At 74.0% G+C, this 15,132-nt stretch carries 12 protein-coding genes; 7 read left to right on the top strand and 5 right to left on the bottom strand.

What is annotated here, in order from left to right:
- Nucleotides 1-12 precede the first annotated feature (12 nt).
- Nucleotides 13-2,226, bottom strand: coding sequence for a bifunctional glycosyltransferase/CDP-glycerol:glycerophosphate glycerophosphotransferase (locus O1G21_RS08715; protein WP_270142239.1), 2,214 nt, complete (start codon nucleotides 2,224-2,226; stop codon nucleotides 13-15).
- 746 nt (nucleotides 2,227-2,972) lie between these two features.
- Here O1G21_RS08715 and O1G21_RS08710 point away from each other — a divergent pair.
- Together O1G21_RS08710 and O1G21_RS08705 are read left to right on the top strand one after the other, a co-directional pair.
- Nucleotides 2,973-3,242, top strand: a complete 270-nt coding sequence (locus tag O1G21_RS08710; RefSeq protein WP_270142237.1) for a hypothetical protein — start codon at nucleotides 2,973-2,975, stop codon at nucleotides 3,240-3,242.
- 206 nt (nucleotides 3,243-3,448) lie between these two features.
- A complete protein-coding gene (locus tag O1G21_RS08705; protein WP_270142236.1) occupies nucleotides 3,449-3,904 on the top strand; it encodes a YjbQ family protein in 456 nt (151 codons plus the stop codon).
- Here O1G21_RS08705 and O1G21_RS08700 read toward each other — a convergent pair.
- The gene (locus tag O1G21_RS08700) at nucleotides 3,901-4,467 is read right to left on the bottom strand and encodes a DUF1990 family protein (protein WP_270142234.1); all 567 of its coding nucleotides are present in this window, start codon (nucleotides 4,465-4,467) and stop codon (nucleotides 3,901-3,903) included. The genes O1G21_RS08705 and O1G21_RS08700 overlap by 4 nt on opposite strands.
- 142 nt (nucleotides 4,468-4,609) lie before the next feature.
- On the opposite strand from O1G21_RS08700, the gene O1G21_RS08695 reads away from it, so the two are divergent.
- A complete protein-coding gene (locus O1G21_RS08695) occupies nucleotides 4,610-4,843 on the top strand; it encodes a hypothetical protein (RefSeq protein ID WP_270142232.1) in 234 nt (77 codons plus the stop codon).
- A gap of 66 nt (nucleotides 4,844-4,909) precedes the next feature.
- Here O1G21_RS08695 and O1G21_RS08690 read toward each other — a convergent pair whose 3' ends face one another.
- Together O1G21_RS08690 and O1G21_RS08685 are read right to left on the bottom strand one after the other, a co-directional pair.
- The gene (locus O1G21_RS08690; RefSeq protein WP_270142230.1) at nucleotides 4,910-7,948 is read right to left on the bottom strand and encodes an AAA family ATPase; all 3,039 of its coding nucleotides are present in this window, start codon (nucleotides 7,946-7,948) and stop codon (nucleotides 4,910-4,912) included.
- Nucleotides 7,945-9,114, bottom strand: coding sequence for an exonuclease SbcCD subunit D (locus O1G21_RS08685; RefSeq protein ID WP_270142228.1), 1,170 nt, complete (start codon nucleotides 9,112-9,114; stop codon nucleotides 7,945-7,947). The genes O1G21_RS08690 and O1G21_RS08685 overlap by 4 nt, the downstream gene beginning before the upstream one ends.
- Nucleotides 9,115-9,508: 394 nt before the next feature.
- Here O1G21_RS08685 and O1G21_RS08680 point away from each other — a divergent pair, with 394 nt between their 5' ends.
- The 4 genes from O1G21_RS08680 (at nucleotide 9,509) to O1G21_RS08665 (ending at nucleotide 13,784) form a co-directional block, all read left to right on the top strand.
- Nucleotides 9,509-10,678, top strand: a complete 1,170-nt coding sequence (locus O1G21_RS08680) for a hypothetical protein (protein ID WP_270142226.1) — start codon at nucleotides 9,509-9,511, stop codon at nucleotides 10,676-10,678.
- 190 nt (nucleotides 10,679-10,868) lie between these two features.
- Complete coding sequence (locus O1G21_RS08675) at nucleotides 10,869-11,507, top strand: NUDIX hydrolase (protein ID WP_270142224.1); 639 nt, start codon at nucleotides 10,869-10,871, stop codon at nucleotides 11,505-11,507.
- Nucleotides 11,508-11,831: 324 nt separating this feature from the next.
- Entirely contained in the window at nucleotides 11,832-12,629 is a 798-nt protein-coding gene (locus O1G21_RS08670) for an SGNH/GDSL hydrolase family protein (RefSeq protein ID WP_348532724.1), read from the top strand.
- A 357-nt stretch (nucleotides 12,630-12,986) separates the two neighbouring features.
- Nucleotides 12,987-13,784 (top strand): SGNH/GDSL hydrolase family protein, encoded by a 798-nt coding sequence (locus O1G21_RS08665; protein WP_270142222.1) that lies wholly within the window; start codon nucleotides 12,987-12,989, stop codon nucleotides 13,782-13,784.
- A gap of 92 nt (nucleotides 13,785-13,876) precedes the next feature.
- Here O1G21_RS08665 and O1G21_RS08660 read toward each other — a convergent pair whose 3' ends face one another.
- Nucleotides 13,877-14,764, bottom strand: a complete 888-nt coding sequence (locus tag O1G21_RS08660) for a nitroreductase/quinone reductase family protein (RefSeq protein ID WP_270142219.1) — start codon at nucleotides 14,762-14,764, stop codon at nucleotides 13,877-13,879.
- Between the last annotated feature and the right edge of the window lie 368 nt (nucleotides 14,765-15,132).

The raw sequence follows: 15,132 nt of genomic DNA, 5'->3' as shown, positions 1-15,132 counted from the left end.
CCTGCTCGTCAGTCAGCGTGCCGGACCCACCGGGAACACCCGGCGCACCACCCGTTCCGCCGCCCCGCCGTCGTCCCAGACGCAGAACTTCGCCCGGAACCGCTCCCGCGCCTCCGGCTCCGGATCGCCCGCGCGCAGCGCCCGAGCCAGCCCGGCCACGTCCACCGTGACGGCGCCCGGCGGCTCCGCGAACAGGTCGAAGTACACGCCGCGTTCGCGCTGGTACTCCTCCCAGTCCGGCGCGAAGACGACGATCGGCCGGTCCAGCACCGCGTAGTCGAACATCATCGACGAGTAGTCCGTCACCAGCGCGTCCGCGGCCAGGTAGAGGTCCTCCACCACCGGGTGCGCCGACACGTCCACGATCTCCGCCGCGTCCTCACCGGCCGTCAGGTCACCCGGGCCGCCGGTGTGGAAGTAGTGGGTGCGCACCAGCAGCGTGAACCGCGGTCCCAGCCGCCGGGCCAGCTCCGCCACGTCCAGCAGCGGCACGTAGCCGCCCTTGCCGCCGCGGTGCGTGGGCGCGTACAGCACGGCCGTGGTGCCGGGTCGCAGCCCGAACCGGGCGCGCATCGCCCGGACCTCCTCCGGGGTGGTGTTGGCCAGCCGGTCGTTGCGCGGGTAGCCGGTGTCCAGCATCTCGTACCGGCCGGGGAAGGCCCGGGCGAAGTGCTCGCTGGTGTGCGGGTTGGAGGAGACCAGGAAGTCCCAGCGGTCGATGGCCTCCTGGAGGCGGTCGAAGTCCATCCCCTCGGCCGCCTCGGGGCGGCCCTGCAGGTCCATGCCCATCGCCTTGAGCGGGGTGCCGTGCTGGGTCTGGACGTGCACCGTGCCCTGGCGCTTCGCCATCGTGCGGGGGAAGTTGACGTTGTTGACGAAGTACTTCGCGGTCGCCATCGCCTTGAGGTAGGCGGGTGTGTTGACGATCACGTACGGGACGCCGGGCGGCATGCTGTCGGCCTGCCGGCGGTTCTCCACCACCCACACGCCCCGGATCTGCGGGGCGAGTTCCTTCGCCTTCTCGTAGATCGCCGCCGGACTGCACGCGTAACCCCGGTGCCAGTACGCGGCGTAGACCGCCAGGTGCTCGTCCAGCGGGAGCCGGCGGAAGGCGTTGTACGCGGTGAACCGGGCGCCGCTGCGCACGCCCTTCTTCACCGCGGGCGCCACCGCCCGTGCCCCGCGCTTGAGTTCGCGCGGCAGCCGGCCGGTGCGGCGCAGCTCGGCGTAGGCGATCCGGGCGCCGCGGGCGGCCAGCCGGTACTGCACGCCGCGCACCCCGCCGGGGAAGCGGTAGTTCGCCGGGCGGTGGCGCTCGAAGTGCAGGGCGACCCGGTGGAAGTAGTCCTTGCGCCGGGAGACGGGGACCAGTCCGGGGGTGTCGTAGACGTTCAGCGCCTGGCGGACGGTCCGGTCGAAGACCAGGGTGCGCAGTGACTCCGGGACGGGCCGTCCGGGGCCGTCCGGGCGGTCGCAGCGGTCGATGAAGGCGAAGATGGCGTCGTACTGGGCGAACACGTCGGCGTGCTTGGGGGAGGCCGTGGCGGTGATCGCGCCGTCCCGGCCGCGCCGGTAGAAGTAGCAGGGGCGGTCGAGGTAGCGCAGCCGCTCGGCGGCCAGCAGCGCCGGGTAGGTGACCGAGATGTCCTCGTAGTAGCCGCGGCCGAAGGCGACCTCGAGGCCCTCCAGGAAGGCGCGGCGGAACACCTTGTTCCACACCGACATCACGGTCTGGAACAGCGCCGGGTGCTCGGCCAGGGTGCAGCCCTCGACCAGCGGGGAGCCGACCAGCACGTGCCGCCAGGGATTGGGCTCGCTCCCGCCGTCCGGGTAGACGTGGGTGAAGTCGGTGAGCAGCACGTCGGCGGGCACCTCGCGGCGGCGCTCCTGCGCCAGCTCGTCCAGGATCACGCCGACCGTCCGCTCGGGCAGCCAGTCGTCGCTGTCCACGAACCAGACGTACTCGCCGCGCACCTGCGGCAGGGCGGCGGCCCGGGCGCCGCCGAGGCCCTGGTTCTCGGTGAGGTGCGTCACGCGCAGCCGGGAGTCGCGGGCGGCGTAGGCGTCCAGGATCGCGCCGGAGCCGTCGGGGGAGAGGTCGTCGACCGCGATCACCTCGAAGCGGGTCTCCGCGGCGGGGGTCTCGCCGAGGATCGAGTCGAGGCAGCGCGGCAGGTACCGCTCCACGCCGTGGACCGGGAGCACGATGCTGAGGAGGAGGGACACGCTGGCCGAGTCTACCGATCCACACGGCGCGACCTGCGGGGACGTCCGGCTGCGGGCGACGGGCGGAGGGGCGCTGGGGGAGGGGGAGGGGACGGGCGACGCGATCGGCCCGGAACCGCCGGTGCCGGGCCCCGAGCGGGGCGGCACCGGCAGTCTGGTGGCGGCCCGGCCGACCCTCTACGGCCGGCCGCCGGTCCGGGCACCGTGCGGGCCTGGCCACCGCAGCGTCGAGGTGGCCGGGCAGTGGCCCGCAGGAGCCGGAGTTCGATCGAGTCATTTCATCACTCGAACGCGCGCCTGGGTGCGGTGCGGGCACCGGCGCGTGCATCAGATATTGCTTGGAGGATCGACGCGAGTCAATCCCTCGAATGTGTTCACTTCATGAATCGGGTTCCCGCCGTCGATCACCCCGCCAATGATCGTTTTGTCGACCTTGTGGTTGTCCCCTATATGGGAGCCATTCATCGACACGGCGACGACACCGTCCGGCCGCCGCGTGCGCCCCGTGCGCCCGGCGCGCACGGCGCGAACGGGCGTCGGGTCCGTGCCTCCTGGCCCTGATGACGGACGGCTGGTCGTGCACCATCATTGATGCCTAGTCGTGACCGCCCGGGCGGCCCCTGGTGAATCGTCAGTTGACGTCGCGCGGTACGGTGGCACAACACCAAGGACGGTTGCGCGAAGGCCGTCCCTCACGGATAGTCTTCGCCTCACGGCCCTGGCGCCTCGTAGGGGTGGGAAAACTGATGGAACACATGCAAGTGCGGACTCGGCCCCGTGTGCCGGCGATCCAGTGCGGTGTCGGCGCGACCGGCCGCCGGATCGACCGACACCTGGCCGTGCTCGGCGCGCCCGCGCTCCCGGCGGTGGACACCGCCGAGGCGCTCGGGCTGATAAGGGAGTTGACGCCGCGCGGCGCCGACGCCCCGGCGGCGGCCCGCCGTCGCCACACCCGCGTCTCGCTGCTGGCGCCGCTGCGTCGGCTGCGGCGGAGCCTCTTCGGCGGGCGCGGCTAGGGCCTGCCCTGGCGGCCTTCCCCGGTCGCGGCCGACCCGGCCCGGCTCGACCCGTCGGACCATCCGGTCCGTCGGGTCGTCCGCGTGTCCGGAGGCCGGACCATCACTTCGGTCCGAACCTCCCACCCTATGCGAGCCCGACGCCCCGGCGCGGGCAGTCGGCGAGGCAGTGCGCGCAACCCGCTGACCTGGGTCAGGATGGCGCCATGGCGGACAACAACCACTCCACGTCGGCCGGGTCGACCGGCTCCTTCCAGAGCACCACCCTGGAGATCACCACCGGCAACCGCGAGGTCGCGCTCGACATCACCGACCGCTGCGCCGCGTTCCTCAACGAGCGGGCCGCCGGACGGGACGGACTGCTCAACGTCTTCGTCCCGCACGCCACCGCCGGGATCGCCGTCCTGGAAACCGGCTCGGGCAGCGACGACGACTTCCTCGCCACGCTGCGCGAGCTGCTCCCGGCCGACGACCGCTGGCGCCACCGGCACGGCAGCCCCGGCCACGGCCGGGACCACGTGGTGCCCGGCCTGGTCGCCCCGCACGCCACCCTGCCGGTGCTCGGCGGTCAACTGGCGCTCGGCGTCTGGCAGTCGGTGGTGCTGATCGACACCAACGGGGACAACCCGCGCCGCACCGTCCGGCTGTCCTTCCTCGGTTAGCTTCCCGGGGTGGGGTGGGCGACGTGTCCGGCCACGGCGGCGAGGTAGCGCTCGATCGCCAGGTGCTGGCAGAGCAGCGCGACCGGCCGGCCCAGCCGGGCGTACCAGGCGGACAGCCGGGAGAACGCGGCGACCTCGAACCACACCTCGCCGTCGGCGTCCATCGACACCAGGAACGACTCCTCGCCGCACTCCGGATGCCCGGGCAGCGTCCCGTACGCGAACCCGATCCGGTCCGGCGCCGCCACCGTCCACACCACCCGGCAGGGGATCACCAGCCGCGGCCACCGGCTGCCCGGCAGGCTCAGCCGCAGCAGCACGGTGGCCCCCTCCCGGGCGGGCCCGCCCGGGTACACCGCGAACCCGGTACCCAGCTGACTGCCCCACCCGAGCACGTACCGCCCGGCCCGCTCCAGCACCTCCGGCCCCCGTCCGAGGTGCACCCGCCGCCGCAGGTGCGCGTACCCGTCCGGCAGCCGGCCGCGCCGGGTGGCCCCGACCTCCGGGTACGTGGGCTCGGCGGCCCGGGCGGCTCGCAGCCGCTGTGGAAGATCGCCATCCATGGCGGCCACGGTAGCCGGGAGGCGGGGGAGCGCCTCCGGCGGGGGCGCGGGTGGCGACGGGCCGGCTTGCCGGCGCCGTGGCGCGAGCGGCCGGGGCGGGGGTGCCTTGCGGTGGGGCGGGGGCGGGGAGTAGGAAGGCGGCATGAGCGATACCGCGACGAACGACGCCGTTGTGAGCGAGGACGCTGCGGTCTGCGAGTCGGCGCCCGGCGGCTCGGCCGAGGCGGCGCTGCGCGAGGACCCGGCGGCGACCGGGCCGCGCGCCGACTGCGTGCTGTGCGGCGAGCCGACCGTGCTGCCCGCCGATCAGCCGGGCAGCACACTGTGCCCGACCTGCGCCTGGCAGCAGGCCCAGCGGATCGCCTGTTCGGGCTGAGAGGGCTGGGACGTCTGAAAGGCTGAGAGGGCTGAGCCGTCTGAACGGTCTGGGCGGCGGCCGCCGTTACGCGTCCTCCCGTCCGGCCAGGGCGAGGGTGGAGCCGTGGCGGCCCTTGCGGACCAGCAGCTGGGCGGGGATGCGGCTGCGCAGATCGGCGACGTGGCTGACGATGCCGACCGCGCGGTCCCGCTCGCGCAGGCCGTCGAGGACGTCCATCACCTCTTCCAGGGACTGCTCGTCCAGGGTGCCGAAGCCCTCGTCGATGAACAGGGTGTCCAACGGCATCCCGCCCGCCTCGTCGGTGACCACGTCGGCCAGGCCGAGGGCGAGGGAGAGCGAGGCGAAGAAGCTCTCGCCGCCGGAGAGGGTCGCGGTGTCCCGCTCAGTGCCCGTCCAGGCGTCGACCACCCGCAGGGCCAGGCCGGAGCGCTTGTTGCCGGTGCCCCGGTCGTCGCTGTGCACCAGGGTGTAGCGGCCGCCGGACATCCGGACCAGCCGGTCGCTGGCCGCCGCCGCGACCTGCTCCAGCCGGGCCGCCAGGACGTACGACTCCAGGCGCATCCGCAGCCGGTTCTCGGTGGAGGTGCCGGCGGCCAGCGCGGCGAGCCGGTTGATCCGCCCGTACCGCTCCAGCGCCGGGCCCAGCTCGGCGGCGAGGTCGCCCAGCTGCCACCCGATCGCGGCGAGTGCCGCGCAGCGCTCCTGGGCTGCGGACCGGGCCGCGTGCGCCCGGCCGAGCCGGTCGGTGGCGGCGTCGAGCGCGACCGCGGCGGCGGGCAGGTCGACCGGCGGACGGGACGCCGCCTCAGCCAGTTCGGGCAGCGCCAGCTCGTGCCGGACGGCGGCCGACTCGGCGCGGTGCCGCTCCAGCCGGGCCTCCAGCCGTTCCCGCTCCGCGCGCGGCAGCAGCACGGCGAGCGCCGCCCCGGCGTCCGGGAAGCCCGCCGCGGCGGCGGCCTTGCCGAGTTCCTCCTCGGCCCCGTCCAGCCGGGCCCGCGCCTCCGACGCCGTCCGGGCGGCCGCGGCGGCCGCGGCGACCGCCTCGGCGAGCCCGGTCAGCGACGCGGCCCGGTCGGCCACCGAGGCGGCCTCGCCCCGGGCGGCCGCGACCCTGGCGGTCAGCTCCCGCTGCTCGTCGTCCAGCTTCGCCAGCCGGTCGGTGAGCACGGCGGCGCGCTCCTTGGCCTCGTGCAGCTCGTCCAGCCGGCGGGCGCGGTCCTGCGACAGCCGGGCGATCTCCTGCCCGACCCGGCCGAGCGCCTCCGCCTCGTGGCGCGCGGTGCGGTGCTCGCGCTCCAGCTCGGCGAGCGATCGCGCGAGCACCTCCGTACTCTCCGGCCCGGCGGCTCCGGCGGCGGTCGCCTCGCGCACCCGCAGCGCGGTCAGCGCCTGGTCGGCCTCGCCCCAGACCCGCTCGGCGGCGGCCTGGGCCCGGCCGGCCCGCTCCTCGTCCTCGGCGCTCACCCGGGCGCCCTCGGCGGCCTCGGCGGGTGCCGGGTGCTCGGGCGAGCCGCAGACCCGGCAGGCCTCCCCGGAGCGCAGCTGCTCGGCCAGCTCGGCGGCCATGCCCGCGAGACGGCGGTCTCGCAGGTCCAGGCTGAACTCGCGGGCATCCAACGCGGCCGTGCGCAGCTCGGCGACCTTCGGCTCGGCGGCCGCGATCTCGGCGAGCAGGCCGTCCCGCTCCCGGGCCGCAGCCAGGCGAGCGGTCAACTCGACGCGCTGCCCGTCCAGTTGCTCGACCCGGGTGCTCGCCGCCTGGGCCCGCTCCTGCTGTTCCTCCAACCGGCCGAGCTCGCCGTCGAATTCGGCCAGCCAGTCCTCGGCCTCCTCGGCCAGTTCCTCGGCGCCGCGCCGGTCCTGCGTCAAGGCGTGCTGCTCGCGGGCGAGTTCGGTGCAGCGCCGCTCCTCCGCCCGGGCCGCCTCCAGCCGGACCACCTCGGCGCGCAGCCGTAGCTCGGCCTCGGCCAGCTCGGCGGCGTCGGCCCCGGCGGGCAGCTGCCCGCCGCCCTCCGCCCGGGCGAGCGCCTCCCGGAGCCGCTGCTCCGTCTCGCGGGCCCGCCCGAACGCCTCGGCCGCGCCCTCCCGCAGCCGCAGCGCGGACTCCACGCCGACCGCCTCCTGGGCGGCCGCCAGCCGCTGGCGGTCCCGCGCCGCGGCCGGCTCGAACCCGGCCAGCCGCTCGGCCTCGGCCAGCGCCTCCCGGTGCCGGCGCTGCCGACCGGCCAGCTCCTCGGCGGCCTCGCGCTCGTGCTGGGCCGCCCGCTGCGCCGCCTCGGCGCCCGCGAGCGCGGCCTCGGCGACGGCGAGCTGCTCGGCCGCGCCGCTGCGCAGGATCGCCGCCCAGCCGAGCACTCCGGCCGTCAGGTCCGCGTCACCGTCCTCGGCCGGCACCCACGCGCCGACGGGCTCGGCGGCGGGCCCGGCCGCCTGCTCGGCCTTGCTGGCGAGGTCGCGCAGCCGGCGCCGGCCGGCCTGGACGGCGCTCTCCTGGGCACGGCGCTGCTCGGCGAGCCAGGACTCGACCAGTCCGTAGCGCTCGGTGTCGAAGAGGCGGCGCAGCAACTTGCCGCGCTCCTCCGAGTCGCCCTTGAGGAACTTGGCGAAGTCGCCCTGGGGCAGCAGCACCACCTGGCAGAACTGCTCCCGGCTCATGCCGATCAGCCGGTGGATCTCCTCGCCGGCCTCCTGGTGCGACTTGCTGACCGGCCGCCAGCCGGGCGTGCCGTCGCCCGCGTCGGCGGCCCACTCGCGCAGCAGGGTCTGCGGGCGCTCGACGGTGGTGCCGGTGCCGACCTTCTTCGGCCGGCGCTGCTCGGGCAGCCGGGTGATCTGCAGCCGCCGCCCGCCCAACGTCAGCTCCAGCTCCACCTGGGTCAGCCGCTTGGGATCGGCGTGGTCGCTGCGCAGCCGGTTGGCCCGGCGGGCGTTGGGCGTCTCGCCGTACAGGGCGAAGCAGACCGCGTCCAGCACGCTGCTCTTGCCCGCGCCGGTCGCGCCGCGCAGCAGGAACAGTCCGCCGGCGGCGAGCGCGTCGAAGTCCACCGTCTCGCTGCCCGCGAACGGGCCGAAGGCGGTGATGGTGAGTTTGTGCAGCCTCATCGGGGCAGGTCCGCCTTCCGGTCGGCGCCCTCGCGGACGCGCTCGAAGCCCTCGCGCAGCCAGTCGAGCTCGTCCGGCTCCGGCCCGGCACCGGGGCGGACGTGCCGGAGGAAGCCCTCGGCGATCTCCAGGTCGTCCCGGCCGCTGACCCGGGCCGCGTACGACCGGGACGGCTCGGCCCCGCCGTCCTCGGGGTCGAACAGCAGCTGGAGGGTGTGCGGGAAGCGACGGCGCAGCTTCTCCATCGGCTCGCTCGGGCGGGCCGCGTCGGTGAGCGTGGCCTGCACCCAGGACTGCTCGTGCTCGGCGTACTCCTCCTTGGTGAGCAGCGACTCCAGCGTGTCGCGCAGGGTGGCGAGCGGGCGCGGCTGCGGGCAGTCGACCCGCTCGGCCGTCACCGAGCCGTCGGCCGCGAGGTCGACCAGCCACATGGTCTTGCGCTGGCGCACCTCGGAGAAGGAGTAGGCGAGCGGGGAGCCGCTGTAGCGCAGGTGCGGGGCGAGGGTCTGGCAGCCGTGCAGGTGGCCCAGGGCCGCGTAGTGCACCCCGTCGAACACCGAGGCGGGCACGGCGGCGACCCCGCCGACCGCGATGTCCCGCTCGCTGTCGCTCGGGGCGCCGCCGGTGACGAAGGCGTGCGCCAGCACCACCGCCCTGGTCCCCTCGGGGCGCGTCGCCAGATCGGCCCGGACCTGGTCCATCGCCGCGCCGAGCACCGCCGCGTGCCCGCCCTTGGCCAGCCCGAACCGCTCGCGCACCAGCGTCGGCTCCAGGTACGGCAACCCGTACACCGCCACCGGGCCGTGCTCGTCCGCCAGCAGCACGGGCTCGGCGCACTCGCCCGGGTCCGTCCGCAGGTGGATCCCGGCCCGGCCGATCAGGCCGGCGCCGACCCCGAGGCGGCGGGCCGAGTCGTGGTTGCCGCTGATGAAGACCGTCGGCACGCCGAGGTCGGCCAGCCGGTGCAGCACGTCGTCGAAGAGCGCGACCGCGTCCAGGCCCGGCAGCGCCCGGTCGTACACGTCCCCGGCGACCAGCACGGCGTCCACGCCCTCGGACCGGACCACCGCCACCAGGTGGTCCAGGAAGGCGCGCTGGGCGTCGTGCAGGCTCTCCCGGTGGAACGAACGCCCGAGATGCCAGTCGGAGGTATGCAGCAGTCGCATGGTCCCCGACCCTAACGCCCGACACTGACAATCCCGCCGGGCTCAGGGGTCACGGGGGTTCTGGGGCGGGTCGGGATCTGCTGACGGGCCGTCGGGTCGGAAGGGGTGCATCGTGTTCCGCCGGCGGTTGGGGCGGGTGCGACTGGGGCAGATAGGGGGGCCAATTTTGGACCCCCAAGGGGATCCGGCCGCCGATGTTCGATTACTTGGGGTGGATTGTCAGTGGCTCTGTGTATGTTCCGTGGCGTCGACGGCTCCGGATGTCGGGGCGGTCGGCGTTGGTTCGTGCTGGTCTGTGCCGGTCTTAGCTGGTCTGTGCCGGTCTTTGCGGGCCGATGCAGGTCGGTGTGGGCCGGTGCGGGTCGGTGCAGGTCGAGTGAACGGGAGGAAACCCATGGCTGTGCAGGAGTCGGTGTACGAGGTGCGGGGCGTCGTGGTGGTGCGGCTTCGGTCGCTGCGGGAGCCGCAGGTGTTCCGGGGGCGGAGGGCGCTTCGGGAGCCGCGGGCGTTGCTGTTCGGCGGGCCCGGGGCCGGGGGCGGTCGGTTGCCGGTCGGCGGGCCCGGTGGAGCGCCGCCGCCCGGCGGCGGTCGGCCGCTTGGCGGGCGGGCTGCCGGGGCGGTCGGGGCGGTCGGGTCCGGGGGAGCCGGTGCGCGTGGGCGGCGCGGCGGTCGGGCCCGGGGCGCGCCGCCGCAGCCGGTGGCGCTGGCGCTGGCCGTCGAAGCGGCGGACTTCGCCGGGCTGGCGAAGTACGGGCTGTTCGGCGCGCTCGGGCACCAGGAGTACCTGCTGCGGGCGGAGGAGCAGCTGACGGGCCTGCACGAGCAGGGGCTGGAGGTGCACCTGCGCGTGCTGGAGGCCGGTGATTTCCAGGACTACTGCTCGGCGCTCGGGCTCGATCCCCGGGCACCGGCCGCCCGGGTCGCGTACGCGGGGGATCCGGAGCTGGCCGGGGAGCCCTTCGTCTACGCGGGCGAGCCGCTGGCGGACCTCCTCCCGGTGCTGCTGGACGATCACCGGGCGCGGGTGCGGATGTCCGTAGCCTGCGTGGCGCTGCTGGGCGCGGTGGGCGACGACCCGGCGGGGCAGCGGCGGATGGCGGCGGTGATGAGGTACGTGACCTCGGTCTACCTGGCGCTGGCCGAGGGAGCGGGGGACGGCTGCCACCTGCTGACGCTGCGCTGCCACGGCCCGGAGGACGGCGAGGAGCTCACCTCCGCGGTGGACGTCTGCCTGGAGGCGGGGCGCCTGCACCCCGCCGGGCGGGACGCGGAGGCGTTCTGCGTCACGCTCGCGGCCGGGGTGGCCTCCGGCGGTGAGGGGGCGTTGCTGTTGCACGGCGATCCGTCCACGTCCTCGCCGGGTGGGGCGAGCCCCGGGCCGAGGGTGCGGGGCTGGGCGCTGGCCGGTGGGCGGCTGCGGCCGATGACCGCCCACGAGGTGTTCGACGAGCTGGCCGACGACGCGGCGCGCGGGCTGCCCTTCCCGCCCGGCGTGGTCCCGCAGCCGGGGTTCCCGCTGCCGGGCTTCCCGGAGGCCGGGGGCGGGGGTGGGCCGCTGGGGTGATCGGCGCGTTCGCGGCCTCCGCGTCCACCATGCGGCGCTGGGGACTGTTCATCGACCGCCTGTTCGGGGAAGATCGGAGAAGATCAACAGCAGGAGCGCGCGGTACCCCACGCCGCCGCTCCGGCCGCTCCGCTCCGAACCGTGCTCCGCAGGTCCGGCGAGCCCGACAGCGAGAGGGGGGACGCGCGGCATGGCCCGGATCGAGTTCACGGCGGAGATCGCCGAGCTGCTCAGGAAGGTGCGCCGGCGTCCCACGGCGGGCTGGCCCTGGCGGCCGGGCGAGCAGGTGCCGGACGGGTTGCCGGTGAAGCAGTCCTGGGGCTGGCTGTTCGCCCCGGACGGGCGGGTTCTGACCCTGGTGAACCCCAGGGACGGCATCTGCTCGCTGCCCGGCGGCTCGTTGGAGCCCGAGGACGGCGGGGATCCCGCGGCCGCCCTGGCCCGGGAGGCGGGGGAGGAGGCCCAGGCCGTGATCGGCCGGCCGTACTACCTCGGCTACCTCTACGACCGGGTCGGCTCGGCGAACGGCGGGCACGAGTGCGCGCGGGTCCGGATGGCGGCGGCGCTGCGGGCGGTCGGACCGAGCGCGGCCGACCCGGCCTCGGGCCGGCACTACCGGCGGCTGCTGGTCGCGCCGGGCCTCGCGGTCGAACTGCTGGGCTGGGGTGCGCCCGGACTGCGCCAGGCCCGGGCGGCGGTCGCCACCGCCGTGCGCTGGCTCGGCGTGCCCGCCGCCGCGAACGAGACGATCGAGGAGCTGCCGGTCGAGGGCTGCACGGTCTTCCCCGGCCCTGTGTACCCGGGCGGCGGACGCGTCCCGGGGCGCTGAGTCGCGCCCTCGGAACGTCGCTCCGGCCCGTTCTGCGTCGCTCCGCCGTACCGGTACTGTCCCGCGCCGCCGAGCTGACGCGCCGGCGGCCGCACGCTGACCACCGGCTGACCACGAGCTGACTTCTCGGAAGTTTTTTGTCTACACGCGATGACCGACACGCGTCGACATACACCCGGACCCACCTGCGTGAACTCACGCTCCGTCCGGGTAAGTTCACTTCTCAGCTATCAGACTGACCGTCAATATCCTTGGCATGAGCGCTTCCGCGTTCAGCTACCGCCTGGTATCCCTTCTGTGACCCGCGTCATACCAGGAGGTGCAATGCTCCGCCCTGCTCGTGCCCTGTCCGTCGCCGCGATGGCGGCCGGTCTCACCATGACGACGCTCTTCACGGCTTCGGCCGCCAATGCGGCGGGCGTCAACTACGTCGCCCTCGGGGACTCCTACTCGGCCGGCGTCGGTGCCGGCGGCTACCTGGGCGACAGCGGTAGCTGCAAGCGGAGCACCAACGCCTACGCGTATCTGTGGAAGAACGCGCACAAGCCGTCCTCCTTCGCCTTCGTGGCCTGTTCCGGCGCGAGAACCGGGGACGTCCTCAACAGCCAGATATCCGCGCTGAACAGTTCCACCACGTTGGTCAGCCTGTCGGTCGGCGGCAACGACGCGGGCTTCGCGGACACCATGAAGACCTGCGTGCTGGGCTCCGACAGCGACTGCCTCAACGCCGTCAACACGGCCAAGAGCTACGCGGTCAACACCCTGCCCGGCCGGCTGGACCGGGTGTACTCGGTGATCAAGTCCAAGGCGCCGAAGGCCCATGTCGTGGTGATGGGCTACCCGCACCTCTACAAGGTCGGCGGTGACTGCCTCTTCGGCATCGGCGACACCAAGCGCGCCGCCATCAACGGCGCCGCCGACACGCTGGACGGTGTGATCGCCAAGCGGGTCGCCAACGCGGGCCTCACCTTCGGTGACGTGCGCGGCATATTCGCCGACCACGAGATCTGCGGCTCGCTGAGCACCTGGCTGCACAGCACCACCCTGCCGATCGACGAGAGCTACCACCCGAACTCGGCCGGCCAGGCCAGCGGCTACCTCCCGGTCTTCAGTCGCTCCTGAGTGCCCCGGGCGTGACGCCTGCCCGGTCGCTCGCGCGACGGCGCCGTCCGGCCGTGCGGTGACCGGCCGTGCGGTGACCAGCCCGTGCACTGACCTGGCGCGCATCAGCCGTCGCGCGCCCGCGTTCGGTCGCACCGGCGGTGCCGACAGCGCTGACGGCGCCGTCGACGTGCATCGACGTGCATCGACATGATCGACGTGCGCCCCGCGCGCCCACCGGTGTGAACTCGCGGCATTCCTTGCGTAGTTCACGTCTCATCCGACAGACGGACCGTCAATGTCCTTGGCGTGAACGCTTCCGCGTTCGATTACCGCTTGGTATTCCTTTCTGTGACCCACGTCATACCTGGAGGTGCGATGTTCCGCCCCGCTCGTGCTCTCTCCGTCGCCGCGATAGCGGCCGTCCTCACCATGACGACGCTCTTCACGGCGTCGTCCGCCAGCGCGGCCGGCGTCAACTACGTGGCGCTCGGGGACTCCTACTCGGCCGGCGTGGGCGCCGGCAACTATCTGAGCGACAGCGGCAGCTGCAAGCGCAGCACCAACGCCTACGCCTACCTGTGGTCGAACGCGAACTCCCCGTCCTCCTTCTCCTTCGTCGCCTGTTCGGGCGCCAGAACAGGCGACGTCCTCAACAGCCAGATCTCCGCGCTGAGCTCCGGCACCAGCCTGGTCAGCCTCACCGTCGGCGGCAACGACGCCGGGTTCTCCAGCACCATGCAGACCTGCGTGCTCGGTTCCGACAGCGACTGCCTCAACGCCGTCAACACGGCCGAGAACTACGCGATCAACACCCTGCCGGGTCAGCTGGACCAGGTGTACTCGGCGATCAAGGCCAAGTCGCCGAACGCCCACGTGGTGGTGATGGGCTACCCGCACCTGTACCAGATCGGCGGCTACTGCCTCTTCGGCATCGGCGACACCAAGCGCGCCGCCATCAACGAGGCCGCCGACACGCTGGACGGCGTCATCGCCAAGGAGGTGGCCGACGCCGGTTTCACCTTCGCTGACGTGCGCGACATCTTCGCCGGGCACGAGATCTGCGGCGGGCTCGACACCTGGCTGCACAGCACGACCCTGCCGCTCGACGAGAGCTACCACCCGAACTCGGCCGGCCAGGCCAACGGCTACCTCCCGGTCTTCAGCCAGTCCTGAGCCCCGGTTCCACCGTCACGTGGGACTCCTGACGTGACGCCCCGGTGCCGCCGGCCCCTCCCGCGCTGGGAGGGGCCGGCGGCGGCGCCGTCTCAGCGCCCGTTCGGAGTGGGCCGCACCGGGGGGAACGGGATCGCGGCGAGCGCCGGCAGCAGCTCCGCCTCCTCGTGGTCCAGATGCGCCTCCAACTCGGCCGACATCCGGTCGAGTTCCGTCCGGAGCCGCTCCGGCTCGGCGATCTCGATCCCGGCCAGCAGTGCCACCAGCTCCTCCTTGATCCGCCCGATCGCCCGGTGCTGCTCGCCGAGCCGCTCCAGCACCCCGGCGAGCTCGGGGTGGTCACGGGCGAGGGCCGGGAAGATCGCGGAGTCCTCGCCAGCGTGATGGTGCGTCAACCCGTCGCAGAACGCCAGGCAGTGCTGGCGCAGTTGCAGTCCGAGCCCGGCCGGGCGGCCGGGGGCGTGGGACCGCGCCTCCGACCGGACGTGGCGCAGCTGGGCCCGCAGCCAGGTGTGCGCCTCCAGCAGCTTGTCGGCCAGGCTGCGCACCTCGCGCGGCCGGCCCGCTGGCGCCTCGGGCCGTTCCAGCACGACCACCGGCAACTCCCGTGAGGTGTGCGCCTGGTAGTCGCCGTACCCGGGCGCGGCGCGGACGACGGCGTCGAACAGCCGCTTCCGATGGGCGCCTTCAGCGGGCACGGCGATCGCGTCGAAGGTCTCGGTGCCGAGCTCGACCCGAACCACCGGGTGGGCCAGCAGGTTGCGGTACCACTGCGGGTGTTCCGGCGCCCCGGCCGCCGAGGCGACGACCAGGAGCAGCCCCTCGGACCGGACGCACCCCAGCGGCACGGTGTGCGGTCGACCGGAGCGCGCCCCGCTGGTGGTCAGCAACAGCAGGTCGCCGCCCTCGAACGGGCCGCCGACCCGGCCGCCGTTCGCGCGGAACTCCTCGATGACGTTCAGATTGAAGGACATGGACATACGTGTGTGGTGAAGTCTCCTGAGAATTCGGGGGATTCACGGCCACACGCGGGCGCGCGCGACAACGGGCGGACACCGCGGTGGCCGCCTACGTCAGATCAGGGAAGCGGAGAAAGTGCTCATCGCGCATCGTCCCTTTACGAATCAGGTGCTGGCTCGGCCGCCGGCCGGCCCACTACTCTGTGGCCGACGCCGCGCTGCACGCCCCCATTAGAGCCACGCCGCGGGCGCCATGTCAACGAGCAAGATCAGCGGAGAAGGGGCGGACATGGACATCGACACGTGAGGACTCCAGCAGGTGGGGGCACGCCCGTGGGGAGGGCGCGAACGGTGATCTGGATCGTGGAACCAGGGCGCTCCCGGAGGGG

The organism is Kitasatospora cathayae (genome assembly GCF_027627435.1).
Lineage (GTDB): Bacteria > Actinomycetota > Actinomycetes > Streptomycetales > Streptomycetaceae > Kitasatospora > Kitasatospora cathayae.
The sequence above is the reverse complement of the archived record's forward strand: the minus strand, read 5'-3'. Positions and strand labels throughout refer to the sequence as shown.

What these genes read in the sequence shown, in the direction of transcription:
- O1G21_RS08660 (WP_270142219.1), bottom strand. Translation starts at nt 14,764, where the DNA reads ATGTCCATGTCCTTCAATCTGAACGTCATCGAGGAGTTCCGCGCGAAC.
- O1G21_RS08710 (WP_270142237.1), top strand. Translation starts at nt 2,973, where the DNA reads ATGGAACACATGCAAGTGCGGACTCGGCCCCGTGTGCCGGCGATCCAG.
- O1G21_RS08675 (WP_270142224.1), top strand. Translation starts at nt 10,869, where the DNA reads ATGGCCCGGATCGAGTTCACGGCGGAGATCGCCGAGCTGCTCAGGAAG.
- O1G21_RS08665 (WP_270142222.1), top strand. Translation starts at nt 12,987, where the DNA reads ATGTTCCGCCCCGCTCGTGCTCTCTCCGTCGCCGCGATAGCGGCCGTC.
- O1G21_RS08680 (WP_270142226.1), top strand. Translation starts at nt 9,509, where the DNA reads ATGGCTGTGCAGGAGTCGGTGTACGAGGTGCGGGGCGTCGTGGTGGTG.
- O1G21_RS08690 (WP_270142230.1), bottom strand. Translation starts at nt 7,948, where the DNA reads ATGAGGCTGCACAAACTCACCATCACCGCCTTCGGCCCGTTCGCGGGC.
- O1G21_RS08695 (WP_270142232.1), top strand. Translation starts at nt 4,610, where the DNA reads ATGAGCGATACCGCGACGAACGACGCCGTTGTGAGCGAGGACGCTGCG.
- O1G21_RS08685 (WP_270142228.1), bottom strand. Translation starts at nt 9,114, where the DNA reads ATGCGACTGCTGCATACCTCCGACTGGCATCTCGGGCGTTCGTTCCAC.
- O1G21_RS08670 (WP_348532724.1), top strand. Translation starts at nt 11,832, where the DNA reads ATGCTCCGCCCTGCTCGTGCCCTGTCCGTCGCCGCGATGGCGGCCGGT.
- O1G21_RS08700 (WP_270142234.1), bottom strand. Translation starts at nt 4,467, where the DNA reads ATGGATGGCGATCTTCCACAGCGGCTGCGAGCCGCCCGGGCCGCCGAG.
- O1G21_RS08705 (WP_270142236.1), top strand. Translation starts at nt 3,449, where the DNA reads ATGGCGGACAACAACCACTCCACGTCGGCCGGGTCGACCGGCTCCTTC.